The sequence below is a fragment of the Kitasatospora acidiphila genome (assembly GCF_006636205.1).
Taxonomy (GTDB): domain Bacteria; phylum Actinomycetota; class Actinomycetes; order Streptomycetales; family Streptomycetaceae; genus Kitasatospora; species Kitasatospora acidiphila.
In genome coordinates this window covers 6,072,497-6,095,075 of record NZ_VIGB01000003.1, presented here as the reverse complement: position 1 = coordinate 6,095,075, position 22,579 = coordinate 6,072,497, and the positions used below count along the sequence as shown (strand labels likewise).

At 72.0% G+C, this 22,579-nt stretch carries 19 protein-coding genes and 2 pseudogenes; 8 read left to right on the top strand and 13 right to left on the bottom strand.

The features are described 5' to 3' along the window. Window positions 1-46 precede the first annotated feature (46 nt). The 5 genes and pseudogenes from ppdK to E6W39_RS28800 all read right to left on the bottom strand — a co-directional run bounded on the left by ppdK (window position 47) and on the right by E6W39_RS28800 (window position 7,476). A pseudogene (gene ppdK, locus E6W39_RS28820) lies at window positions 47-2,754 on the bottom strand (pyruvate, phosphate dikinase). 562 nt (window positions 2,755-3,316) lie between these two features. Further along, on the bottom strand, window positions 3,317-4,483 hold the full coding sequence (dusB, locus tag E6W39_RS28815; RefSeq protein WP_141635976.1) for a tRNA dihydrouridine synthase DusB: 1,167 nt from the start codon (window positions 4,481-4,483) through the stop codon (window positions 3,317-3,319). A 262-nt stretch (window positions 4,484-4,745) separates the two neighbouring features. Then, window positions 4,746-5,525 (bottom strand): DUF4097 family beta strand repeat-containing protein, encoded by a 780-nt coding sequence (locus E6W39_RS28810; RefSeq protein WP_141635975.1) that lies wholly within the window; start codon window positions 5,523-5,525, stop codon window positions 4,746-4,748. Between the two features lie 2 nt (window positions 5,526-5,527). After that, window positions 5,528-6,172: a response regulator gene (locus tag E6W39_RS28805; RefSeq protein WP_141635974.1), complete on the bottom strand. Its 645-nt coding sequence runs from the start codon at window positions 6,170-6,172 to the stop codon at window positions 5,528-5,530. Next, window positions 6,157-7,476 carry a sensor histidine kinase gene (locus E6W39_RS28800; RefSeq protein WP_228718397.1) on the bottom strand — a complete coding sequence of 440 codons (1,320 nt, stop codon included), beginning with the start codon at window positions 7,474-7,476 and terminating at the stop codon, window positions 6,157-6,159. The genes E6W39_RS28805 and E6W39_RS28800 overlap by 16 nt, the downstream gene beginning before the upstream one ends. A gap of 194 nt (window positions 7,477-7,670) precedes the next feature. Between E6W39_RS28800 and E6W39_RS28795 the strand changes: the two genes are divergently transcribed. Together E6W39_RS28795 and E6W39_RS28790 are read left to right on the top strand one after the other, a co-directional pair. Then, window positions 7,671-8,078: a hypothetical protein gene (locus E6W39_RS28795; protein WP_141635973.1), complete on the top strand. Its 408-nt coding sequence runs from the start codon at window positions 7,671-7,673 to the stop codon at window positions 8,076-8,078. A gap of 89 nt (window positions 8,079-8,167) precedes the next feature. After that, on the top strand, window positions 8,168-8,563 hold the full coding sequence (locus tag E6W39_RS28790; RefSeq protein WP_181799479.1) for a hypothetical protein: 396 nt from the start codon (window positions 8,168-8,170) through the stop codon (window positions 8,561-8,563). Between the two features lie 329 nt (window positions 8,564-8,892). Here E6W39_RS28790 and E6W39_RS28785 read toward each other — a convergent pair whose 3' ends face one another. Next, window positions 8,893-9,825, bottom strand: a complete 933-nt coding sequence (locus E6W39_RS28785; protein WP_141635972.1) for a LysR family transcriptional regulator — start codon at window positions 9,823-9,825, stop codon at window positions 8,893-8,895. A 96-nt stretch (window positions 9,826-9,921) separates the two neighbouring features. Here E6W39_RS28785 and E6W39_RS28780 point away from each other — a divergent pair, with 96 nt between their 5' ends. Then, window positions 9,922-11,313 carry an MFS transporter gene (locus E6W39_RS28780; RefSeq protein WP_141635971.1) on the top strand — a complete coding sequence of 464 codons (1,392 nt, stop codon included), beginning with the start codon at window positions 9,922-9,924 and terminating at the stop codon, window positions 11,311-11,313. Window positions 11,314-11,377: 64 nt separating this feature from the next. On the opposite strand, the pseudogene argS reads toward E6W39_RS28780, so the two are convergent. Continuing rightward, window positions 11,378-13,143: pseudogene (argS, locus tag E6W39_RS28775) on the bottom strand (arginine--tRNA ligase). A 171-nt stretch (window positions 13,144-13,314) separates the two neighbouring features. Then, entirely contained in the window at window positions 13,315-14,157 is an 843-nt protein-coding gene (locus E6W39_RS28770) for an NAD(P)H-binding protein (RefSeq protein WP_141635970.1), read from the bottom strand. A gap of 125 nt (window positions 14,158-14,282) precedes the next feature. Here E6W39_RS28770 and E6W39_RS28765 point away from each other — a divergent pair, with 125 nt between their 5' ends. Both E6W39_RS28765 and E6W39_RS39775 read left to right on the top strand, forming a co-directional pair. Then, on the top strand, window positions 14,283-14,651 hold the full coding sequence (locus E6W39_RS28765; RefSeq protein ID WP_141638008.1) for a winged helix-turn-helix transcriptional regulator: 369 nt from the start codon (window positions 14,283-14,285) through the stop codon (window positions 14,649-14,651). A gap of 129 nt (window positions 14,652-14,780) precedes the next feature. Continuing rightward, window positions 14,781-14,942, top strand: coding sequence for a flagellar basal body-associated FliL family protein (locus tag E6W39_RS39775; RefSeq protein ID WP_181799478.1), 162 nt, complete (start codon window positions 14,781-14,783; stop codon window positions 14,940-14,942). Window positions 14,943-15,008: 66 nt separating this feature from the next. Here the strand turns inward: E6W39_RS39775 and E6W39_RS28760 are convergent, their stop codons facing one another. Together E6W39_RS28760 and E6W39_RS28755 are read right to left on the bottom strand one after the other, a co-directional pair. After that, on the bottom strand, window positions 15,009-17,315 hold the full coding sequence (locus E6W39_RS28760) for an ABC transporter permease (RefSeq protein ID WP_141635969.1): 2,307 nt from the start codon (window positions 17,313-17,315) through the stop codon (window positions 15,009-15,011). A gap of 64 nt (window positions 17,316-17,379) precedes the next feature. Beyond that, the gene (locus E6W39_RS28755; RefSeq protein WP_141635968.1) at window positions 17,380-18,120 is read right to left on the bottom strand and encodes an ABC transporter ATP-binding protein; all 741 of its coding nucleotides are present in this window, start codon (window positions 18,118-18,120) and stop codon (window positions 17,380-17,382) included. 138 nt (window positions 18,121-18,258) lie between these two features. Here E6W39_RS28755 and E6W39_RS28750 point away from each other — a divergent pair, with 138 nt between their 5' ends. Together E6W39_RS28750 and E6W39_RS28745 are read left to right on the top strand one after the other, a co-directional pair. Next, on the top strand, window positions 18,259-19,110 hold the full coding sequence (locus E6W39_RS28750) for a sensor histidine kinase (RefSeq protein WP_228718396.1): 852 nt from the start codon (window positions 18,259-18,261) through the stop codon (window positions 19,108-19,110). Beyond that, on the top strand, window positions 19,107-19,817 hold the full coding sequence (locus tag E6W39_RS28745; protein WP_228718395.1) for a response regulator: 711 nt from the start codon (window positions 19,107-19,109) through the stop codon (window positions 19,815-19,817). Before E6W39_RS28750 ends, E6W39_RS28745 begins: the two co-directional genes overlap by 4 nt. On the opposite strand, the gene E6W39_RS28740 is transcribed toward E6W39_RS28745, so the two are convergent. Together E6W39_RS28740 and E6W39_RS28735 are read right to left on the bottom strand one after the other, a co-directional pair. Further along, complete coding sequence (locus E6W39_RS28740) at window positions 19,798-20,427, bottom strand: hypothetical protein (RefSeq protein ID WP_141635967.1); 630 nt, start codon at window positions 20,425-20,427, stop codon at window positions 19,798-19,800. The genes E6W39_RS28745 and E6W39_RS28740 overlap by 20 nt on opposite strands. A gap of 48 nt (window positions 20,428-20,475) precedes the next feature. Further along, a complete protein-coding gene (locus tag E6W39_RS28735; protein ID WP_141635966.1) occupies window positions 20,476-20,832 on the bottom strand; it encodes a hypothetical protein in 357 nt (118 codons plus the stop codon). A 61-nt stretch (window positions 20,833-20,893) separates the two neighbouring features. On the opposite strand from E6W39_RS28735, the gene E6W39_RS28730 reads away from it, so the two are divergent. Then, window positions 20,894-21,358 (top strand): MarR family winged helix-turn-helix transcriptional regulator, encoded by a 465-nt coding sequence (locus E6W39_RS28730; protein WP_141635965.1) that lies wholly within the window; start codon window positions 20,894-20,896, stop codon window positions 21,356-21,358. Window positions 21,359-21,536: 178 nt separating this feature from the next. On the opposite strand, the gene E6W39_RS28725 is transcribed toward E6W39_RS28730, so the two are convergent. After that, a complete protein-coding gene (locus E6W39_RS28725) occupies window positions 21,537-22,448 on the bottom strand; it encodes a C1 family peptidase (protein ID WP_181799477.1) in 912 nt (303 codons plus the stop codon). Window positions 22,449-22,579 lie beyond the last annotated feature (131 nt).

Below are 22,579 nucleotides of genomic sequence, written 5' to 3'. Positions count from 1 at the left end.
CGCCGAGCACCGACGGACGCCCCTCCCCGTCGGAGGGGGATGCGGGTCAGCGCGAGTCGCTGCCCGCAGTCTCGATGGCGGCGCGGCCGGCCTCCAGCCGCGCCACCGGGATCCGGAACGGCGAGCAGGAGACGTAGTCCAGCCCCGCCTCGTGGAAGAAGTGCACCGACTCCGGGTCACCGCCGTGCTCGCCGCAGACGCCGAGCTTCAGGTCGGGACGGGTGGCCCGGCCCTCCTTGACCGCGTGCTTGACCAGCGAGCCGACACCGTCCCGGTCGATGGTCTCGAACGGGGAGACCCCGAAGATGCCCTTCTCCAGGTAGGCGGTGAAGAACGAGGCCTCCACGTCGTCGCGGGAGAAGCCCCACACCGTCTGGGTGAGGTCGTTGGTCCCGAACGAGAAGAACTCGGCGGCCTCGGCGATCTGACCGGCCGTCACGGCGGCCCGCGGGAGCTCGATCATGGTGCCCAGCTTGATGTCCAGCTGGACGCCGGTGGAAACCGCGACCTCCTCGAGGACCCGCTCGCACTCCTCGCGGACGATCTCCAGCTCCTGGACGGTGCCGACCAGTGGGATCATCACCTCGGGACGCGGGTCGCCGCCGGCCAGCTTGCGCTCGGCCGCGGCCTCCGCGATGGCGCGCACCTGCATGCCGAACAGGCCGGGGATGACCAGGCCGAGCCGGACGCCGCGCAGACCCAGCATCGGGTTCTGCTCGTGCAGCTTGTGCACCGCCTGGAGCAGGCGCAGGTCGTTCTCGTTCGGGTCCTTGCGGGCCTCGGCGAGGGCCACCCGGACCGAGAGCTCGGTGATGTCGGGCAGGAACTCGTGCAGTGGCGGGTCGAGCAGCCGCACCGTGACCGGCAGTCCGTCCATCGACTGGAAGAGCTCGACGAAGTCGCCCTTCTGCAGCGGCAGCAGGGTGGAGAGGGCCTGCTCGCGGTCCTTGTCGTTGTCCGCCAGGATCAGGTGCTCGACCTCCTTGCGGCGCTCCTCGCCGAGGAACATGTGCTCGGTGCGGCACAGGCCGATGCCCTGGGCGCCGTACCGGCGGGCCCGGTTCGCGTCCTCGGCGTTGTCGGCGTTGGCGCGCACCGCGAGGCGGCGGCGGCCGTCGGCGTGCGACATGATCCGGTGCACGGCCTGCACCAGGCCGCCCTGGACGTCGGCGCCGGCGTGCAGGGTGCCCTCGAAGTACTCGACCACCGGGGACGGCAACACGGGTACCTCACCGAGGTAGACCTTGCCGGTGCCGCCGTCGATCGAGACGACGTCGCCCTCCTCGATGACCAGGCCGCCGGCGGTGGTCATCTTGCGGCGCTTGGTGTCGACCTCGAGCTCCTCGGCGCCGCAGACACAGGTCTTGCCCATGCCGCGGGCCACCACGGCCGCGTGCGAGGTCTTGCCGCCGCGCGAGGTGAGGATGCCCTCGGCGGCGATCATGCCGTCCAGGTCGTCCGGGTTGGTCTCGCGGCGGACCAGGATGACCTTCTCGCCGGATCGGGACCACTTGACGGCGGTGTAGGAGTCGAAGACCACCTTGCCGATCGCGGCGCCCGGCGAGGCGGCCAGGCCGCGGGCGATCTGCTTGGAGGTGGACTCGGGGGCGAACCGCGGGAACATCAGCTGGGCGAGCTGGCCGCCGGTGACCCGGTGCAGCGCCTCGTCCAGGTCGATCAGGCCCTGGTCGACCAGCTGGACGGCGATCCGGAACGCGGCGGCGGCGGTGCGCTTGCCGATCCGGGTCTGCAGCATCCACAGCTTGCCGCGCTCGATGGTGAACTCGATGTCGCACAGGTCGCGGTAGTGCAGCTCGAGCTTCTGCATGATCGCCATCAGCTCGTCGTACGACTTCTTGTCGAGCTGCTCCAGGTCGGCGAGCTGGAGGGTGTTGCGGATGCCGGCCACCACGTCCTCGCCCTGGGCGTTGGAGAGGTAGTCGCCGTAGACGCCCGGCGCGCCGGTGGAGGGGTCGCGGGTGAAGGCGACACCGGTGCCGGAGTCCTCGCCGAGGTTGCCGAAGACCATGGTGCAGACGTTGACCGCGGTGCCCAGGTCGTTGGGGATGCGCTCCTGGCGGCGGTAGAGGCGGGCCCGGTCGCCGTTCCAGGAGTGGAAGACGGCGTGGATGGCCAGGTCCATCTGCTGGCGCGGGTCCTGCGGGAACTCCTTGCCGGTCTCGCGCAGCACGATCGCCTTGAAGGTCTCGACCAGCGCCTTGAGGTCCTCGGCGGTGAGGTCCAGGTCGTTGACGGTGCCCTTGGCGTGCTTGGCCTCGTCCAGCGCCTCCTCGAAGAGCTCGCCGTCGACACCCAGCACGGTCTTGCCGAACATCTGGACGAGGCGGCGGTAGGAGTCCCAGGCGAACCGCTCGTTGCCGGACTGGGCGGCCAGGCCGGCCACCGAGGCGTCGGACAGGCCGATGTTGAGGACGGTGTCCATCATGCCCGGCATGGAGAACTTGGCACCGGAGCGGACCGACACCAGCAGCGGGTTGTCGGCCTGGCCGAGCTTCTTGCCCATCTGCTCCTCGAGGCCGGCCAGGTGTCGGCTCACCTCGTCGTGGAGCGAGGCCGGCTCGGCGCCGGTCTCCAGGAAGACCTTGCAGGCCTCGGTGGTGAGGGTGAAACCGGGGGAACCGGGAGACCGAGGTTGGTCATCTCGGCGAGGTTGGCACCCTTGCCGCCCAGCAGGTCCTTGAGGTCCTTGTTTCCTTCGGTGAAGGAGTAAACAAACTTCTGCGTCGCCGCCACGGGTCGGTCTCCTCGCACGGGGTTGCCCTGACGCCGGAGAACATACCCAGATCGAAGGCTGCTGCGCGCCGTCGATAGGCCGTCCGATCCCCGGAGCCTCGTGTTACCCCGAGATCAAAAGCTTGTGAAGCCGTTCACCTTTGTTGCTGAAATCGTCCGGCTGACGCTAGCGACCATTCAAGAGTTGAACACATGGATACCCGAAGATCACATAGCCCGGACAGAGGGTAGTGGCAGGCGAACCGCCGTGTTTCCCCGACTTGATTTCCTGCAGCCAGCGGACCGGATCGCACCACTGCCCGTTCGGAAGGCGATTTGGACATCATGGCGTCTTCGGCACCCCTGACTGACCGTCAGTCGCAACTCCGTGTGGCAAGAGTCACGGACGCGGCTCGCTCATCGTACGTACGGAAACTCGTCACATCATCGCGCAACGCGCCGTTTTGCTTGCCGAGAGTGATGAAGATCTGCCAAAAAGGAGCCCTCTTGGCCAGATTGGCCAAGAGGGCCCTGCCATGCCGTCCCAGCGGGGTCGAGGGCCTATTTCTACGGCCCGTATAACTCAGCCGCCAGAGGTGTCCGATTCGGCGTCAATGCTAGGGATGGCGCAGTCGTACGGATCGTCCAACCAGCCATCCGGCAGGACCACCCGGCCGTTACCGCTGGTGCGGCCGCGCGGGCCGTCCGCCGAGTCGGGCCAGCGCTGCTCCTGGTCCACCTCGGCCAGCAGCTCGGCCAGCTCGGCCAGCGAGCTCACCATGGCGAGCTTGACCCGCAGCTGCGAGCCGACCGAGAAGCCCTTGGTGTACCAGGCCACGTGCTTGCGGAAGTCCACCACGCCGCGGTGCTCGTCGTTCATCCACTGACCGAGCAGCTCGGCGTGGCGCAGCATGGTGGCCGCCACCTCGGCGAAGCTCGGGCGGACCGGGTCGGTGACGCCCTCGAAGACCGAGACCAGGTCCTTGAAGAGCCACGGTCGGCCCAGGCAGCCGCGGCCGACAACCACGCCGTCGCAGCCGGTCTCGCGCATCATCCGCAGCGCGTCGGGGGCCGACCAGATGTCGCCGTTGCCGAGCACCGGGATGTGCGCGGGCACTGCCTCGCGCAGCCGGGCGATCGCCGACCAGTCGGCCTGGCCGCCGTAGTGCTGGGCGGCGGTGCGGCCGTGCAGCGCGATCGCGGAGACCCCCTCCTCGGCGCCGATCCGGCCGGCGTCCAGGAAGGTGAGGTGGTCGTCGTCGATGCCCTTGCGCATCTTCATGGTCACCGGCAGGTCGCCGGCCCCGGCCACCGCCTCGCGCAGCAGCTCGCGCAGCAGGTTGCGCTTGTAGGGGAGGGCCGAGCCGCCGCCCTTGCGGGTCACCTTGGGGACCGGGCAGCCGAAGTTGAGGTCGATGTGGTCGGCCAGATCCTCCTCGGCGATCATCCGGGCCGCCTTGCCGACGGTCGCCGGGTCCACGCCGTAGAGCTGGATCGACCGGGGCTTCTCGCTGGGGTCGAACTGGATCAGCTGCATGGTCTTGGCGTTCCGCTCGACCAATGCCCGCGTGGTGATCATCTCGCTGACGAACAGGCCACGGCCGTCGGACTGCTCCCGGCACAGGGTGCGGAACGGGGCGTTGGTGATGCCCGCCATCGGCGCCAGCACCACCGGCGGCCAGACCTGGAGCGGGCCGATCGACAGCGGCGCAGCCGCGGGAGCGGCGGCGGGAGCGGACGTGGTCGTCATGCGCGGACCTCGGCGGATTCGGTGGACGGGACTCTTCATTGTCCCCACCTGGCGCAGCGCCCCGCCTGGCCGCCCAGGGCCGCTCTTGTCGATCGGGTCGATGTGACGCGGGCGGTCGGTGCTGCCGACGCGGCGGCTGACCCCGCCGGGCGCGCGTGCCTCGGCGGTGACGCGGGCGGTCGGTGCTGCCGACGCGGCGGCTGACCCCGCCGGGCGCGCGTGCCTCGGCGTCGCGCTCCCGGCATGCTCCAGCAGAGCGGGCCTAGCCGCCGCTGCGCTTCAGCGTCACCGAGCCGGAGTCGGCGCTGGCGGTGATGGTGCTGGTGGAGGAGGGATTCTCCAGGGCCGAGTCGATGTCCCGGCCGCCGGAACCGATGGCGACGGCCAGCCGGTAGCCGGTGCCGCGCGGCAGCTCCGCCCGGACCGACCCCGAGGCGGCCGCCATCGTCAGCAGGTGCGGCGCGGCCGAGAAGGTCAGATCGGCGGATCCGGAGGTGACCCGGGCGCTCGCCTCGGCCGAGGCGATCCCGCTGCCGGTCACGGAACCGCTGGTCACCTGGGCGGTCAGCCGGCCCGACACGTCGGCCAGCTGGAAGCTGCCGGAGGTGGCGCTCAGGTTGAGGTCGCCCGACAGCCCGCTGATGCTGGTGTCGGTGCTGCTGCCCTTGACCCTCACGGCGGCGGTGGGCGGCACCCTGATGTCGAAATTGGCCGCGCAGCCCATCGCACCGATCGGCACCACTCCGGGGCAGTGCATGGCGATCTTCAGTACGGTGCCTGCCAGTTCGCGGGTGATCCGCGGGCGGCTGAGCGTCCAGTGGTCGATCTGGTTGACCGTGACCGCGCCGTCGGGGCTGGGCGTGATCCGGGCGGTGGCGTTCTCCAGCGTCAGCTCCAGGGCGGTGACCTGAGTCTGGTAGACGTAGTTGGTGACGCCCGCCTGCTGGGCGACGACGTGCCAGGTCTGGCCGGCGCCGAGCACCATCAGCAGCGCGGCCGCCAACAGGCCGACGGCGCGCCAGCGGCGGTACTCCCCCGTCACGCTCAGCCCTCCCCGAGGTACCGCAGCACGGCGAGCACCCGGCGGTGGGTGGCGTCGGCGGTGGGCAGCTCCAGCTTGGTGAAGATGCTGCTGATGTGCTTGGCCACCGCGCTGTCGCTGACCACCAGGGACTCGGCTATCGCAGTGTTGGAGTGGCCCTGGGCCATCAGCTTCAGCACATCGCGCTCACGCGGGGTGAGGCGCTCCAGCGGATCCCGGTGCCGGCGGACCAGTAGCTGGGACACCACCTCCGGATCCAGCGCGGTGCCGCCGGCCGCGACCCGCTGCAACGCGTCCACGAAGTCGTCGACATTGGCCACCCGCTCCTTGAGGAGATAGCCGACGCCGCTGGTGTTGGAGGCCAGCAGATCGGCGGCGTACCGCTCCTCCACGTACTGGGAGAGCAGCAGCACCGCGACCTCGGGCCACTGGCGGCGGATCAGCAGCGCGGCCCGCACCCCCTCGTCGGTGAAGCCGGGCGGCATCCGCACATCCGTCACCACCACCTGCGGCCGGTGCTCCTCGACGGCGGCCAGCAGCGCCTCGGCGTCGCCGACGGCGGCCACCACCTCGAAGCCCACCGCCTCCAGCACCTTGACCAGGCCCACCCGCAGCAGGACCGAGTCCTCGGCTATGACAGCTCGCACGGCAACTCCACAGTGATGACGGTCGGGCCCCCGAGGGGGCTGCTGATGGTGAGCGTCCCGTCGACCGAGGCGGCGCGCTTGCGCAGCCCGACCAGACCGGTACCGCGGGTGGGGTCGGCGCCGCCGATCCCGTCGTCGGTGATGACGATGCGCAGGGTGGGGCCGAGCTGGCTGACCGACAGGTCCACCCGGGAGGCCTGGGCGTGCTTGGCGACATTGGCCAGCGCCTCGGAGACCACGAAGTAGGCGACCGCCTCCACCGTGGACGCCATCCGCCGCTCCAGCCGGACGTCGAGGCGGACCGGCAGCGGGGCGCGGGCCGCGATGCCGGAGAGCGCCGCATCCAGCCCGCGGTCCTCCAGCACCACCGGATGCAGGCCGCGGACCAGGTCGCGCAGCTCGGCGATGGCGGCCTGGGCCTCCTCGTGGGCATCGACGATCACCTGCATCGCCTCAGGTGACACGTCCTTGAGGGTCTTGCGGGCCAGGCCGAGGTTCATCGCCAGCGAGACCAGCCGCTGCTGGGCACCGTCGTGCAGATCCCGCTCGATCCGGCGGCGCTCGGCATCGGCCGCGTCGACCACGCCGGCCCGGCTCTCGGCCAGATCCGCCACCCGCTGCTGGAGCTCGCGGGCCCGGCTCGGGCCGAGCAGGGCCCGCGCCGCGCGGCGGTCGATCCGGGCTATTCGCACCAGCAGCCAGGGCGCGGCGAACAGCAGGGCCGCGCCGATCAGCGTGAAGATCAGCACGCTCGGCGTCTGGCCGCCGCCGCGCACCGCGGTGCCGCGCGGCATCATCCAGCCCCAGCCGATCACCGTGCTGAGCAGCACACCGGCGCCGCAGCCGAGCAGCGCCGCGGCCCCGAGCAGCGTCAGCAGCGGGCCGACCACCAGGTGGTAGCCGAGCTGCCGGTAGCTGGACTCCGCGGTGCACCAGGCCAGCAGGCGCCGCGGCCACGGCGTGCCGGGCGGGGCGGCCGGCGGGAGCTCCGGGATGGCCAACCCGCCCAGGGCGCGGAACCGGCTGCGCTGCGCCCGCGACAACCGCCCGGTGAACAGCACCATCAGGGCGGTGCAGGAGAGCCAGAACTGATCGGTCGTCAACAGGAACAGCAGGGGCAGCACGAACGGCGCCCCGGCGGCTACCAGCAGCCCCTCGTGCGCGGCCGCCCTGGACCACGGCACCGGCGGCCGGGGGCTGGGCGCGGTGCGGTACTGCTCGCCCGCCTCCCGCACCCAGGCCAGGCTCGGGTGCGCGGCGCCCTGGCGGAGCCGCTCCCGGAGTCGGCTGGTGGTCCTGATCACGGCGCCAGCTTAAAGGGCCTGGTCGAGGCCGGACACGGGTGCGGGGGACCCTCCTGAGGGTGTACCTAGCTACACCCCAAAGATGGGCCCACGGGCTAATGACGCCAGCGCCCTGAGACGGAAAGCTTGTTGGTGTCAGAGAACCGGTTCCGGCCGGTCCGAGCACGCAGGTCGAGCACGTCAGGGGAGACGGGATGAACACGGTGCGGGAGCTCCGGCAGTCGACGATGCCGGTCGGTCCGATCGGCGGCCCGTGGTCGGTGCGCGCGGTCGCAAGCCAGGCGGGCCGCCCGGCGCTCGAGGTCTACGAGTCGGGTGAGCTGATAGACGTCCTGGTCGCAAGCTCGCTCAACTCCGAGGTGCTGCGCGGCGCTCGGCGCTCCCGTGTCGGCGGCCTCGCCTGGGGTCGGCTGGCGGCCGACGGCTCGCCGCCCGACGTCGCCTTCGCACAGACCCGGGTGCGGGCCCGCTGGGAGCAGACCGAGACGGTGGTGCTGGCGGGCGGCTTCTGGCTGGCCTGGACGAGCGGGCCGGCGCTGGCCGTGATGGCCCGGCGGGCGGACGGCGGCATCGAGCGGCTGCGGCCGGCCCGGTTGGTCTGACGGGCGGTCACGGGGTCGGCGGGGACTCAGGGCTCAGGGACTCAGGGACATAGGGACTCAAGGGAACGGGGGGCGGCACGGTGGGCGCGGTGAAGGTCTCGATGCGGTGGCGGGTGCGGGTGCTCGGCGGTGCGGCGCTGGCGCTGCTGCCGTGGATGGCCGTGCTGGCGCTGACCTTGCGGAACGCGACCGGCTGGGTGCTGCTCGACCTCGGCGAGGCGGTCTGCCTGGCGGGCACGGCGCTGCTGCTGCACCGGGGCAGCGGGCTGCACCGCCCGTTCGCCGCGGGGGCGGCCCTGCTGCTCGTCGGGGACGCCTGCTGGGACATCGGCAGCTCCGCCGCCGCCAGCGACCTGTGGGCCGCGCTCGCCATGGCGGCCGGCGCCGAGCTACCGCTGGCCGCCGTCTGCGCCGCCCTGGTGCTGCGCCGCCGCCAGCCGGCCGTCACGGCAGCCGGGCGGCCGGCACTGGCCCTGGCGGCCTGAGGGGATGGTCGCTTGAAGGGACGGTCGCTTGAAGGGATGGCTGTTTGAGGAGCTGGCTGTTTGAGGACTTGGCCGGTCAGGAGGCCTGCGCGGACCGAGCGCCTGAGTCCCCCTGCCGGTTAGGAGACTTGAGCGGGCTGGGTACCGGAATCCCTTGGCGGTCAGGAGACTCGGGTCGCACGGGTGCCCGGTTCCCGTGTCGGTCTTGAGACTCGGGTCGCACGGGTGCCCGATCCTCCTGCCGGTCGAGGGACTTGAGCGGCCTGGCTACCGGAGTCCCTTGGCGGTCAGGGGAGTCGGGATACATGGGTGCCCGATCCCCGTGGCGGTCAGGAGACTTGGGAGGCCTGGTTGCCCTGGTGGGTCGGCTCCGGGAGCGGATCGGCCCGGCGGGCCAGCTCCAGGAGGGCGCGCAGCGGGCCGTCGGCCAGCCCGAGCCGGGGGTGCCACTTGGCGACGATGCTCACCGGCCGGACCTGCTCGGCCAGCGGCAGCTCGACCAGTTCGCCGCTCTCCAGCTCCCGGGCGACCGCCATCTCCGGCAGCAGGGTGACCCCGCGGCCGTGCCCGGTCAGCCGGAGCAGCGCGGCGAGCGAGCCGGTCACCATCGCGACCTGGGCCCCCAGCAGCAGGTCGCGGCCGAACCGGTCCAGCAGCATCTCGGAGGTGCACCCCGGCTCGGCCACCAGGAACTCGTACCGCAACAGCTGTTCAGCCGTCACCGTGCCGACCCGCGCCAGTGGATGGGACGACCCGACCGCCAGCACCGTACGGTCGTGCCCGACCACCGCGGACGGCCCGAGGACGCGCACCCCGTTGTCGTACTGGAAGGCCACGTCCAGCTCCCCGGCCGTGAACAGGGCGTCGAGCTTGGTGCGGTTGCCCACGCTGAGGTCCACCTCGGCGGTGGCGTCCGGCCCGCCCGCGCCGTACTCGAAGGCCGCCAGCACGTCCGGCAGCCAGGCGTGCGCCAGCGACTCCTGGGCGCCGATCCGCAACCTGGGCCGCTCGCCGAGCACCGCCCGCCGCATGCGCTCGTCGAGTTCCAGGGCCTCCCGGGCGTGCGGCAGCAGCCGCCGGCCGGCCTCGGTGAGGGTGGCTCCGGTGCCGCCCCGCAGCAGCACGGCCGCGCCGAGCTCCGCCTCAAGTCGCTTGAGCTGCGCGCTGACGCTGGACTGGGCGTAGCCGAGTTGCTGGGCGGCGGCCGAGATCCCGCCGTGGTCGGCGACCGCCACGAAGGCGCGCAGGTAGCGGAGGTCCATGGCGCCAAGCTTACTGACCGGCCATCGGATTCTCCGATGGGGCCATCGGACTTTGGGCGTCGCCGGACCGGGGTCGCTCCGGCGAGGGTGACTGCCATGACCACCAAGGCCCTGACCTCGGAAAGCCGAACCCGCCCTTCCGACATCGACCCAGCCGACGCATCGTCACCGCACCCCTCGCGCCTCGCATTCATGGGGATCGCGGCCGGAAACCTCCTGGTGCTGCTCGACACCTCCATCCTCAACGTCGCCGTGCCCGACCTCCAGCACTCGCTGCACCCCGCCCCGGCCGCGGTGCCCTGGGCGGTCGACGCCTACACCGTGGTCTTCGCCGGGCTGCTGCTCGCCGCCGGCGTGCTCGCCGACCGCTGGGGTCCGCGCCGGGTCTACCGGGCCGCGCTCGCCGCCTTCGCCGTGCTCTCCACCCTGTGTGCCGCCGCGCCCGAGGTCGGCACCCTGATCGCCGGCCGGGCGCTGCTCGGCGCCGCCGGGGCCGGCCTGGTGCCCGCCTCGCTGGCTCTGCTGATCGCCCTCAACCCCGACCCGGCCCGCCGCACCCGGGCGATCGGCGCCTGGGCCGCACTCAGCGGCCTGGGTGCGGCGGCCGGCCCGGTGCTCGGTGGCCTGCTGGTCCAACTCGGCGGCTGGCGGCTGGTGTTCCTCGCCGCACCGCCGATCGCGCTGGTTGCCCTGGCGCTGTCCCGCCTGCTGCCCACCCCGCCCCGGCAGGCAGCACGCGCCCTCGACCGCCCCGGCCTGCTGCTCTCCACCGGTGCCCTGGGCGCGCTGACCTTCGGGCTGGTCGAGGCCGGGGTGTCCGGTTGGGGCTCCCCGCTGGCGCTGGTGCCGCTGGCCCTGGCGGTGGTGGCCTTCGCCGCGCTGACCGTGGTGGAGCGCCGGGTGCCCACCCCGGTGCTGCCGTCGTCCCTGCTGGCGCTGCCCCGAGTGCGGGCGGCCCTGGTGGCTGCCGCGGTCTCCTGCTTCGCCTACTTCGGCGGCCTCTACCTGCTGGACCTGTGGCTGCAGCACACCTACCGGCTCTCGCCGCTCGACGCCGGGCTGGCCTCGCTGCCGATGACCCTGCCGGTCTGCGTGATGCCCTTCTTCACCGGCCGCCTGGTGGCCCGGCACGGCGCCCGCCCGGTGCTGCTGGCCGGCATGTCCGCCACCGTGCTGGCCGGCCTGCTGCTCCTGCCCGCCACCGGCCACCGCCCGCCGCTCGCCCTGGTGCTGGTCGCCGAACTCGCCCTGGCCGCCGCCGGCACCCTCTCCATCCCCGGCGCGGCAGCACAGATGGCCGTCGCCGCCCCCACCGAGCTGGCCGCCACCAGCCAGGGCGCCCTCAACGGCATCCGCCAGGCCGGCTCCGCCCTGGGCGTCGCCGTCCTCGGCACCATGAGCACCCTCTCCGCCGCCGGCGTGGTGGTACTGGCCGCCGGGGTGCTCGCCGTGGCACTCGTCGAACGGGCGACCGCCAAGCGTGCATAACGCCAAAAAGGGGGCTCCCCCGCCGAACCCCTCGGCAGGGGAGCCCCCTTGTCACCGCACAGCGCTAGATCCGCTCCGGCGCCCGCAAGCCCAGTAGGGTGAGGCCCTGGGCGAGGGTGGCGGCGGTGAGCCGGCAGAGGGCGAGCCGGTTGGCGCGCAGGGCGGGGGTGTCGGCCTTCAGGACCGGGCAGGCGCCGTAGAACTCGGTGAACGCCTTCGCCAGCGAGAACAGGTACCCGCACAGCCGGTGCGGCTCCAGCTCCTGGGCGACCTCGCGCAGCACGGCGTCCAGGCCGTCCAGCAGCAGGATCAGCGCCCGCTCGGCCGGGTGCAGCGGCAACGACGAGTCCACCGGGGGCAGTTCGTCCGCTGGAGCAGCGCCCGCCTTGGCCAGGATGGCCCGCACCCGGGCGTGCGCGTACTGCAGGTAGACGCCGGTGTTGCCCTGCAGCGAGACGATCTGCTCGATGTCGAACACATAGTTCTTCGCCCTGGAGGTGGACAGGTCGGCGTACTTGACGGCGCCGATCCCGGCCGCCTGCACCACCTGCTCCAGTTCGTCGCCGGTCAGGTCGTGCGGCTTGTCGGCCATGACCTCCCGCACCCCCGCGACCGCCGCGTCCAGCAGCGTGGCCAGCCGCACGGTGTCACCGGACCGGGTCTTGAACGGCGTGCCGCCCGGGCCCATCACGGTGCCGAAGGGCACGTGCACCGCCTCGACGTGCTCGGGCAGCCAGCCGGCCCGCCGTGCGGTGGCGAAGACCATCCGGAAGTGCATCGCCTGCCGGGCGTCGACCACGTACAGGATCCGAGCGGCGCCGAGCTCGTCGACCCGGTGCCGGATGGTGGCCAGGTCGCTGGCCGCGTACCCGTAACCGCCGTCCTGCTTGCGCAGGATCAGCGGCACCGGCTCCCCTCGGGTCCGGTGATGTCGTCGAAGAAGACGCAGGTGGCGCCGCCGCTCTCCACCGCGATCCCGGTATCCACCAACTCCTGGACCAGGCCTGGAAGTTCCGCGTTGTGCCGGGATTCGGCGTCGATGTCCTGCGGGGTCAGCAGCAGGCCCATCCGGTCGTAGAGCTGCTGGAAGGCCTCGGTGGAGACCGCCACCAGCTCCTGCCAGACCGCCGTGGTGGCCGCCTCGCCGCTCTGCAGCGCCACCACCCGCAGCCGGGCCCGCTCGGCGAACTCCGGGTCGCCGTCGAAGGCTTGGCGGGACGTCTTGTAGAGCGCGTCGAGCGCCGAGACCTGCCCGCTCGGGTCGGCCTGCCGCCAGTTGAGCTCGGGATGCTCGACGAGGTACTGGATCAGCATGCCGAAGTTGGTTCCCCAGTCGCCGAGATGGTTCTGCCGAACCACGTCGGCGCCGAGGAAGCCGAGCACCCGGGCCAGCGAGTCGCCGATCGCATTGGTCCGCAGGTGCCCGACGTGCATCTCCTTGGCGATGTTCGGGCCGGAGTAGTCGACCACGAACCGGGTGCCGGTCAGCGGCTCGCCGACGCCGAGCCGCTGCCGGGGGTCGGCGAGCCGGGATTCGACCTGCTGCCAGGTCCAGGCATCCGACAGCGCCAGGTTGAGGAACCCGGGGCCGGAGAGCTCCACCGCCAGCGGACCGTCCGCCGCCAACTCCCGCGCCAGCCCCTGGGCCAGCTCCCGGGGCGCCAGCCCGGCCGGCTTGGCCAGCGCCAGCGCCACGTTCGACTGGAAGTCCGCGTGCTCGGAGGGTCGGACCAGCGGGTCCCGCTCGGCCAGCTCGCGCGGCAGCACGCGGGCCATGGCGGCCGACACGGCGTGCTCTGCAAGGCTGATCGCGGCAAGGACCTCGGTCACGGTGGGGCTCCCTCGGGGCTTGGGTCGGGTATCGCCGCATGTTAGGGGCCGACGGCAGCCCGGGCCGAGCGATTTTCCGGCGGACCGGCCCGTCAGCGGAACGCGGGCAGGCTCCGGTAGGCCGACCCGTCAGAGCGGGCAGGTTCCGGTAGGCCGACCCGCCCCGGCCCGTCACCGGAACGCGGGCAGGCTCCGCTGCGCCCAGTCGGCGAAGGGCCGGGCCGGGCGGCCGAGCAGCTTCTCGACGTCGGGGCTGATCCGCCGCTCGGCCGGCGTGGGCGCACCGAGGATGGCCAGGGTGGTGTCGACCACCGGCTCCGGCATCAGGTGCAGCAGCTGTGCCCGGGCCTGCTCCTCGGTCTGCTCGACGAACTCCACCGGCTCACCCAGCAGTTCACCGAACACGGCGGCCTGCTCGCGCGGCGTGGTCAGCCCCGGGCCGGTCAACTCGTAGGCCTGGCCCGCGTGTCCGTCCTCGCACAGCGCCACGGCCGCCACCTCCGCGATGTCGGCCGGGTCGACCAGCGGCAGCCCCACGTCACCGAACGGCGCCTCGATGGTGCGCCGGCTGCGCACCGACTCGGCCCAGCCGAAGGCGTTGGAGGTGAAGGCGCCGGGCCGCAGAACCGTCCACTCCAGGCCGGACGCGCGCACCGCCTCCTCGGTGGCGCGCATCACGCCGCCGTGCGAGGCGGAGTCGGGCCGGGTCACCACGCCGAGGCTGGACAGCAGCACCACCCGCCGCACCCCGCCGGCCTTGGCCGACGCCAGGATCTCGGCGGCGCGCCGGCCCTGCCCGCCGGCACCGCCGTCGTGCAGGAAGAGCGCCTCGGCGCCTTCGAACGCGGGCCGCAGGCTCTGCGGATCGGCCAGGTCGGCCACCAGGTGGCGGACCCCGGCGGGCTGCGGGGCCACCGAGCGGGACACCGCGACCACCTCCCCGGCCCGCCGGTCGGCCAGCGCCGCCACCAGCGGTCGGCCCACGTTACCGGTCGCTCCGGTCACCACGATCATCTCTGCAACTCCCATGTTGGTCAGGCCCGTTGCGGGCCGTTTCGGTCAACGGGAGGACGCTAACAGCCTCGATATAGTAGGTACCTAGAGGAAAGTGACTATGCCGAAGGGGAGTTGGCGTGGAAATGGAGAACGACGCGGCGATCAGTCCGGAATTCGCCTGTCCGATCGCGCCCGTGGTGGACATCGTGTTCAGCCGCTGGACCACACCGATCCTGTGGACCCTGCACACGCACGGCCGCCAGCGGTTCGTGGAGGTGCAGCGCCGGATCACCTCGATCACCCCCAAGGTGCTCACCCAGCGGCTGCGCCAACTGGAGCGCGACGGCCTGATCGTGCGCACCTACCACCCCGAGGTCCCGCCGCGCGTGGAGTACGAGATCAGCGAACTCGGCCGCAGCCTGGCCCCGGTCTTCGCCCACCTGACGGACTGGGCCACCGCCAACCTCCCCCAGGTGGCGCAAGCCCGCGAGCACTACGACGCGCAGCCCTAGCGACAGGACGACCTGAGCACGATCCGCAACAGGAAGCACACTGAACCCTTTGACATCGGGCCACGTACTACGTCACTTTAGTAGTCGACTGACCGTCGGTTACCGGATCGTCACTGGGGGGACCAGAACGTGAACAAGATCGTCGCTGCCGTAGTCGGGGCCGCTTGCGGCTTGGCGCTCGTCATAGGCGGGGCCGCCTGGGCGTCCGACAGCGGCCGGCCCACGGCGCCGGCGCAGGCCGGGCTCTCCGATGCCGTGCCGCCCGGCGGCAACACCGGCAGCTGCTGCTGACGCCGCAACTCCCATGTGGTGCCGCCGCGTTCGACGTGGCGGCGCCACACGGGGCGCGATCGGGCGCTACTCGGTGCGCAGCGCCTCGGCGATCGGCAGCCGGGCCGCGCCGCGAGCCGGCACCAGGGCGCCGAGCACGGCGATGCCGACTCCGGCCAGCGCGAGGCCGATCAGCTGCGGCACGTGCCAGACGTCCTTCATGGATTCCGAGAACACCATGATCGGGATGTGGTCCACGATCAGCCGGTGCACCAGGATTCCGAGCGGCACGCCGATCACCGCACTGGCCAGGCCGAGCCCGGTCACCGAGGTCACCGTCATCGCCACGACCTGGCGCGGCGTCATGCCGATCGACTTGAGCATCCCCAACTCCCGCCGCCGCTCCCGCACGGTGAGCAGCACGGTGTTGAACACCCCGAGCGCCGCGACGCTGCCGAGCAGGATGCTGAACACGGTGGTGAACCCGACCACCGACACCGTCGGAGCCGTGGCGCCGGACGGCGTGTCCACCCACGGGTAGAGCCCGGGGTCGATCGCCTGCACCGCCTTGATGTAGGCCGCACTGTCCGCGCCGGGCGCCACCTGCACCTGGTAGGAGCTGATCCGGTGCTGCGGGTCGAGGTCGAGCGCCGTCTGCCAGTTGGACGTCACCACGCTGGCGTTCCCCTCCAGCGGCTCGCCGACGATGGTCACCGACAGCTGACGCCCGGCCAGTTCCAGGGTGACCCGGTCACCGAGGTGCAGCCCGTGCTGCGCCAGGAAGGCCGGCCCGGCCACCACCTCGTCCGGCCCGGTGGGCATGCGCCCGACGGTCACCCTGGCCTGCCGCTGCCAGTCGTCCCCACCGTAGAAGTCGGCGTACACCGACTGGCTGTACCCGGTCATGCTGACCAGGGACAGCCACCGGCGGGTCAGCTGCCTGGTCTCGGGCAGGGCGCGTAGCCGGGCCTCGATCTCGGCAGGGCTCAGCTTGGGCTCCTGCTGGCGCTCGGTCACCTGCCCCGGGTCCACCTCGACCCCGGTGCCGACCAGCGGCGGCCCGCTCTGGCCGGCGGCGAGGATGGTGCTGCTCAGCCCGGTGGCCAGTGTCACGGCGGTGACACCGAGCACGATGGCGGCCATGGTCAGCGCGGTCCTGGCCGGCCGGGCGAACGGCTGGCCGAGGCCCAGGCTCACGGCGCGCGGCAGCCTGGACCCGCCGAGCGCCCGCTGCACCCGCAGCCCGCGCCCGGCACGCGGCGCGCTGCCGGCGGCGATCGCCCGAGTGGCGGAGAGCCGCCCGGCCCGCAGCGCGGGCACCAGGGCGGCGAGCGCGACCAGCACCGGCATGCCCACCACACAGCTGAGCGGCGCCCAGAGAACCGGGTGCGTGACGTCGGCGGTGCCGGTGGCGATACCGGCGAACGCGATCTGCGTGAAGGGCACCGCCAGCACGGCTCCGCACAAGCTGCCGAGCACCGAGCCGACCACCGCGGGCACCTGGAGCATGCCCAGGTAGACGGCGACCACCTGGCGCGGGGTGAAGCCGATCGCCTTGAGCACCCCGATGTGCCGGAAGCCGGCGACCACCGCACTGCTCACCACATTGCCGACGAGCAGGACCGCGATCACCAGGCCGAGCACGCCGAAGGCGGTCAGCAGCGGCAGGAAGGACTCGGCGCCCACCGAAAACTGCTGCTTCAGCGTCAGATAGGTCTGAGTGCTGGTCAGTGCACCGGTCGGGAGGCCGGCGGTGGCCGTGGCCAACGAGGCGTGGAGCTGCTGGTCGGTGCCGGCCGAGTCGAAGCGGTAGAGCATCTGGTACGCCGTCGGATGCAGCGCGGCCATCCCCTCCGGCGTCACCCAGCCGCGGGCCGACTGGCTCATGCTGGCGGCGTAGCCCACCACCGTCAGCGGCGGCAACCCCTTGGGGGTGATCTTGACGTTCAGATCGCTGCCCGGGAAGTCGTTGCTCTCGATCACGATCTCGCCGGGTGCAGTGGCCCAGCGGCCCGCCCGCAGCTGGACCTGGTCCACCGGCCCGCCCGGATCGGCCCGGCCGACCACGGTGATGGAGCCCGGGGCGTAGCCGAGCCAGTCGCCGGGCATCTCCAGGGTCGTCTCGGCGTACGGCCCGGCGGCGGCCTGCACGCCGGGGCGGTGCGCGGTGTCGGCCAGCTGCGCCGGCGTGGTGGTGGCGGCGTTGAAGCTCGCCACCACATGGGCGCCGCGCTGCTTGCCGAAGGCGTCGTCGAAGGGCGCCGTGGTCACGGCGAGCGCGGAGAGCGCGAGCACCACCGTCACGGTGCAGCCGAAGACGACCAGCCCGATCACGGTGGTCTGCAGCTTGCGCCGCCGCACCGCACCGCGCGAGGCCCGCCACACGGCACTCATGCGCCCACCTCGCTGAAATCGGTACGGATGTCGCACAGGCGAACCCAGCTGGTGTCCCGAATGCTCATGCGCTCGGCTCCAGCATGGTCTCGCGGGCCACCCGGCCGTCGGCGACCTCGACCAGGCGGTTGGCGCAGCGGTGGGCCAACTGCGGGTCGTGGGTGACGATCAGCAGCGTCTGCCCGATCTGGTTGAGGTCGATCAGCAGGTCCATCACCTGCTCCCCGGAGCGGCTGTCCAGCGCCCCGGTCGGCTCGTCGGCCAGCAGCAGCGCCGGCCGGTTCATCAACGCCCGTGCCACCGCGACCCGTTGGCGCTGTCCACCACTGAGCACCGCCGGGTAGGCGTCCTTGCGGTCGGCCACCCCGAGCTCGTCGAGCAGCTCCAGGGCGCGGCGGCGCGCCTGCCGGGCCGAGACGCCGGTGAGCTGGGCGGCCAGCGCCACGTTGTCCAGCGCCGGCAGGTCGTCGATCAGGTTGAAGAACTGGAAGATCATGCCGATGTGGCGGCGCCGGAACAGTGCCAGGCCGGTCTCGTCCAGCGCGCCCAGGTCCTGACCGTGCACCTCCACGGTGCCGGCGGTGGCCCGGTCCAGCCCGGCCACCAGGTTCAGCATGGTGGACTTGCCGCAGCCCGAGGGCCCCATCACGGCGACCGCCTCGCCGGCCCGGATCTCCAGGTCGAAGCCGTCCAGCGCCTTGGTGTCCCCGTACTCCTTGTGGACGTCGGACAGTCGCACCACGGTGTCCCCGCCCCCGGTCGCTCCGGGGGTCGATACCGCCGTCAGCTTGTGGTCAGTGGTCATGGCACGACGCTAGAAGGGCCGGGCCCCGCCGGTCATCACGCTTCGGATGTAACCGTCGTCGCAGGTCATCCCACGGATGTACCTGGCTGCACCTGCGGTGTGATGCGGCAGGCACCGGCCGGCTGAAAGACTGACCGGGTGGGGGATTCCTGGGACGGCGGACTGCTCGGCGTGCTGGTGGCGGCATGCGTTGCCGCGGCCTGCTTCGCCATGGCCTGGCGGCGGGCCCACCGGCGGTACCAGGTGGCGGTCGAGGAGCGCGGCTGGCTGCTGGAGCGGGAGCGGGCGGCCGCCGCCGAGACCGCGGTGAGCGCCGAACGGGCCCGGATCGCAGCCGAGCTGCACGACATCGTCAGCCACAACGTCAGCCTGATGGTGGTTCAGGCCGGGGCCGCGCGCGAGGTGCTGGCGACGATGCCGGACGAGGCGGCCACCGCGATGAGCGCCGTGGAGAGCGCCGGCCGCGATGCGATGACCGAGCTGCGCCAGTTGCTCGGTCTGCTCGCGCCGCGTGCGGACGGCGCCGACGATGTCGACGAGCCGCGCGAGACCGCGCAGTTGGCGCCGCAGCCGAGCATGAGCGGACTCAGCCGGCTGATCGACCGGTTCGCCTTCACCGGACTGCCCGTGGAGGTGCGGATCTCCGGCGAGCCGCGCCCGCTGCCGCCCGGGATCGACGTCACGGCCTATCGGATCATCCAGGAGGCGCTGACCAATGTGCTCAAACACGCCGAGGGGGCGACGGCAACGGTGATGGTCAGCTATGACCACCGCAATCTGCGGGTCGAGGTACTGAACACCGGTCCGACCGTGCTGGGCGATCCGGCGGCCACCGGCTCCCGGGCGATGGCGAAGCGAGCGGACGGCGCGGGGCGCGGGCTGATCGGCCTGCGCGAGCGGGTCGGCGTCTACGGCGGCGACCTGGACGCCCGGCGGCGCCTCGGCGGCGGCTATCGGGTCCGAGCCCGGCTCCCGTTGGACGGGCAGTGACCGGCACCCCGGACGCCGAGGTCGCGGCCACCGAGCAGCGTCGCCCCCGCGTGGTGATCGCCGACGACCAGGAGCTGGTCCGCACCGGCTTCCGCATGATCCTCACCGCCCGGGGCATCGACGTGGTCGGCGAGGCAGCCGACGGCGCGGAGGCGGTGGCGGCCGTCCTCCGACTCCAGCCCGACGTCGCCCTGTTGGACATCCGGATGCCCGTGCTGGACGGCTTGGAGGCGGCCCGGCGGATCATCGCCCGGGCGCCGTCCTGCAAGGTGATCATGCTGACCACCTTCGATCTCGACCAGTACGTCTACGCCGCCCTGCAGGCCGGGGCCAGTGGCTTCCTGCTCAAGGACGTCACCTCGGCCCATCTCGCCACCGCCGTGCGCCTGGTCGACACCGGGGACGCCCTGCTCGCGCCGTCCATCACCCGGCGCCTGGTGGAGCGCTTCAGCGGGCCGACCTCGGCGGAACCACAACAGACCGCCGCGCCAACACAGTTGGCACCGCTCACGGCCCGCGAGCGCGAGGTGCTGGGCCTGGTCGCCCGCGGCCTGTCCAACAGCGAGCTGGCAGAGCGCCTGACGCTCAGCGAGGCGACCGTGAAGACCCATGTGGCACGGATCTTCTCCAAGCTGGGGCTGCGCGACCGGGCCCAGGCGGTGGTCCTCGCCTATGAGACCGGCCTGGTCACGCCCGGCGCGACGTAACTGCGGTGGCCGTCACCCAGAGCAGGAGCAGCACACCGGATACATACGCCGCCGGGGCAAGTGCCGTGCTGAGCAGCAGATAGCCGACTCCGGAGACCGTGATCGCCGCGGCCATGGCCAGGCCGGTCCAGTCGATCCAGCCGGCCGACCGGGACCGCACGGCGGGCCAGGAGGCCAGGAGCGCGGTCGCCGCCAGCAGCAGCATCTTCACGCCGTCCAGGCGGTTGAGCAGGGCGAACGCGCTTTGGGCAGCGGCGACTTGATGCGCGGGGGCGAGGTACGCGGCCAGGTGCACGCCGAGCGCGCACTGCACCAGGGAGACCGCGACCGCCGCGTAGCCGGTGAACCGTGCGGGCCGCCGCAGTCTGCCGGCCACCACCGCCGCCAGGGCGAGCCCGGCGATGCCCTGGGTGGCGACGTACTGGGTGATCGCCACTGCGGTGTGCCCGGCGAGGCCGGCCAGCACCTCGGGGCCGGTCGCGGCGACGGACGGGTTGGTCGGCCAGACGGACAGGCCGGTCACCCAGGCGACGAGGTAGGCGATCCCGGCGATGCGGACGGCGGCGCTGCGAGTGCGGGTGGCCGGGGCGGTGGCGGTGTAGCTGGTCATGATGCTTCTCCTTCAGGGGCGTTGAGGTCAGCGGCAGGGACGTTGCGGTCAGCGGGTGAACAGCCAGGCGGCCGAGGCCAGGTGGATCAGGGCGAGGCCGATGCAACTGGCGGCCATCGGGCGGTTGCCGCGCCGGGCGCCGACCACGGCGTCCCCGACCTGAGCCAGCCCCGCGACCACCAGCACGGGCACCTGCGCCACGGCCGAGCCGGCGAGCAGCACCACCAGGGTGACCAGGCTCAGCGGCAGCGCCCGGGCGGCATAGGCACCGAGGAAGAACGCTCCCCCGGCGCCGAGTTGCTCGCCCTCGGCCAGCGCGACGGACGGCCGGACCAGGCCGACCAGCGAGGAGCCCCCCGACAGCAGAGCCACCGCGGCATTGACGGCTACCAGCACGATCTGCATGCTCTTCTCACTTCAAATCATTCGAGCCCTGAATCGTTAGGTTGATTGTATGCTTCGAGGCATGGACGAAGTCAAGGGCAGCAACGGGGACGCCGGGATCCCCAGTACGGTCGTGTTCCGACTCGGCACCCTGGGGACGGTCGCGGCCGACCGGTTCGCGGCCGCCATCGAGCCGCTGGACCTCAAGCCCAAGCACGTCGGCCTGATGGCCTCACTGGCGCACGGGGAAGCGTCTGCGTCACAGCAGGAGCTGGCCGGCCGACTCGGCGTGGTCCCCAGCCTGGTGGTCTCGCTGGCCGACCACCTCGAACGCCTCGGCGCCGTGCAGCGAGTCCGCGACCCCGGCGACCGCCGACGCCAGATCCTCACCCTCACCGAGCATGGCCGCGCCTTGCTGGCTCAATGCACGGCCACGGCAAGGGAGTTGGACGAGCGGTTCACCGCTGTGCTCTCGTCGCAGCAGCGCGCGGCGCTCCAGGAGGCACTAGCCATCCTGGCGGCGGAGGCGGGACTGCCGACGAAGTGACGGGCAGGGTAGGCGAATTACCCGCCCTCAGGAGTGAACTGCCTGCCGCTGAACGCACTTGCGCCGCCGCACCCACGATTCGAGCTTCCCTCAGAGGCTCGATCGTGGGGCGGCGGCGCAAGGTTCGGTCCCGGACGGGACCGCGAAGGAACTACCGGTCTACCGATCCACTATCGGATCAGGACACCAACTTGCCCATGGCGTGGATCTCATCGACGTCGCCGGTGTTGAAGAAGCTCCACGGCACGTTGACGAAGCCGCCGTCACCCCAGCTGCTGCCCCAACTGTTCTCGATCCGGACGCCCTTGTCGTTGTAGCCGACGATGGTCACCTCGTGGCCGCCGACGATCGGGTCGCTGCCGGAGTCCCCGGGCGTGTAGCTGTAGTCAGAGGCGCTCTGGGCGTCGAGGTCCATGAAGGACTGGTGGACCGAGAAGCCGATCGGCACCGGCATGCCCTTGGATATCGCGTTCTCGATGGCCGACCGGGCCGCCGAGCCGCTGGTGGGCAGCTCGGTGAAGCCCGAGAGCTTGTAACCGGCGGCGCTGGAACGCTCGTTGTCGTCCGGCTGGGTGGTGAAGTCGAAGTCGCCCTGCCAGTAGTCGGACTTGGTGTCGATGCCCTGCTGCTGCTCCATCGGCAGCGCGACGCTGGCGTAGGTGCCCGTGTCGTTGCCCTGGGCGATCTGCGAGTAGATGAACATCGGGGCCATCGGCGAACCACTGATGCCCTGCTCGTTCATCAGGATGCCGTAGCCGGTGTAGCCCGTGGCCCAGGTGACGCAGGAGCCGACCTGGCCCTGGTCACCGGGCGCCAGGGCGTACTGGCTGAGGTCCGCGCTGGCCGGCGCCGCAGCGGCGTGCGCGAACGGGGCGATCGCGCTGAGGTCGGTCGTCGCGGCGGCACGCATCGCGTGCGGGTGGGTCTTGAGAGCGGCGAGGTCGAGACCCGTCGCGTAGTGGTGGTGGGTGTGGTGGGCCGCCGGACGGGCGTCCGGGGTCACCGCGGTGGCGGTGGTCGCCGTGGAGGCAACGGTCAGGCAGGACAGCACCAGGGCAGTGCCGACACCGATCGCTTGACGCATGCGCATGCGTGAGCTCCTTGTGGGGGTCGCCAGTTGATTTGGGGTGCAACCGGCACGCCGGGTCGCCACACGTGCAGGTGGGACGACACGGAGAAGTGACATGTGGGGGTAGCACAGGTGACGTGGGGTCACTTGCG

Bases quoted from the DNA above. Each gene is read 5' to 3' on its own strand.
- E6W39_RS28755 (WP_141635968.1), bottom strand. From the start codon at position 18,120: ATGACCACTGACCACAAGCTGACGGCGGTATCGACCCCCGGAGCGACC.
- E6W39_RS28730 (WP_141635965.1), top strand. From the start codon at position 20,894: ATGGACGAAGTCAAGGGCAGCAACGGGGACGCCGGGATCCCCAGTACG.
- E6W39_RS28740 (WP_141635967.1), bottom strand. From the start codon at position 20,427: ATGACCAGCTACACCGCCACCGCCCCGGCCACCCGCACTCGCAGCGCC.
- dusB (WP_141635976.1), bottom strand. From the start codon at position 4,483: ATGACGACCACGTCCGCTCCCGCCGCCGCTCCCGCGGCTGCGCCGCTG.
- E6W39_RS28765 (WP_141638008.1), top strand. From the start codon at position 14,283: ATGGAGAACGACGCGGCGATCAGTCCGGAATTCGCCTGTCCGATCGCG.
- E6W39_RS28735 (WP_141635966.1), bottom strand. From the start codon at position 20,832: ATGCAGATCGTGCTGGTAGCCGTCAATGCCGCGGTGGCTCTGCTGTCG.
- E6W39_RS28795 (WP_141635973.1), top strand. From the start codon at position 7,671: ATGAACACGGTGCGGGAGCTCCGGCAGTCGACGATGCCGGTCGGTCCG.
- E6W39_RS28780 (WP_141635971.1), top strand. From the start codon at position 9,922: ATGACCACCAAGGCCCTGACCTCGGAAAGCCGAACCCGCCCTTCCGAC.
- E6W39_RS28785 (WP_141635972.1), bottom strand. From the start codon at position 9,825: ATGGACCTCCGCTACCTGCGCGCCTTCGTGGCGGTCGCCGACCACGGC.
- E6W39_RS28760 (WP_141635969.1), bottom strand. From the start codon at position 17,315: ATGAGTGCCGTGTGGCGGGCCTCGCGCGGTGCGGTGCGGCGGCGCAAG.
- E6W39_RS28725 (WP_181799477.1), bottom strand. From the start codon at position 22,448: ATGCGCATGCGTCAAGCGATCGGTGTCGGCACTGCCCTGGTGCTGTCC.
- E6W39_RS28770 (WP_141635970.1), bottom strand. From the start codon at position 14,157: ATGATCGTGGTGACCGGAGCGACCGGTAACGTGGGCCGACCGCTGGTG.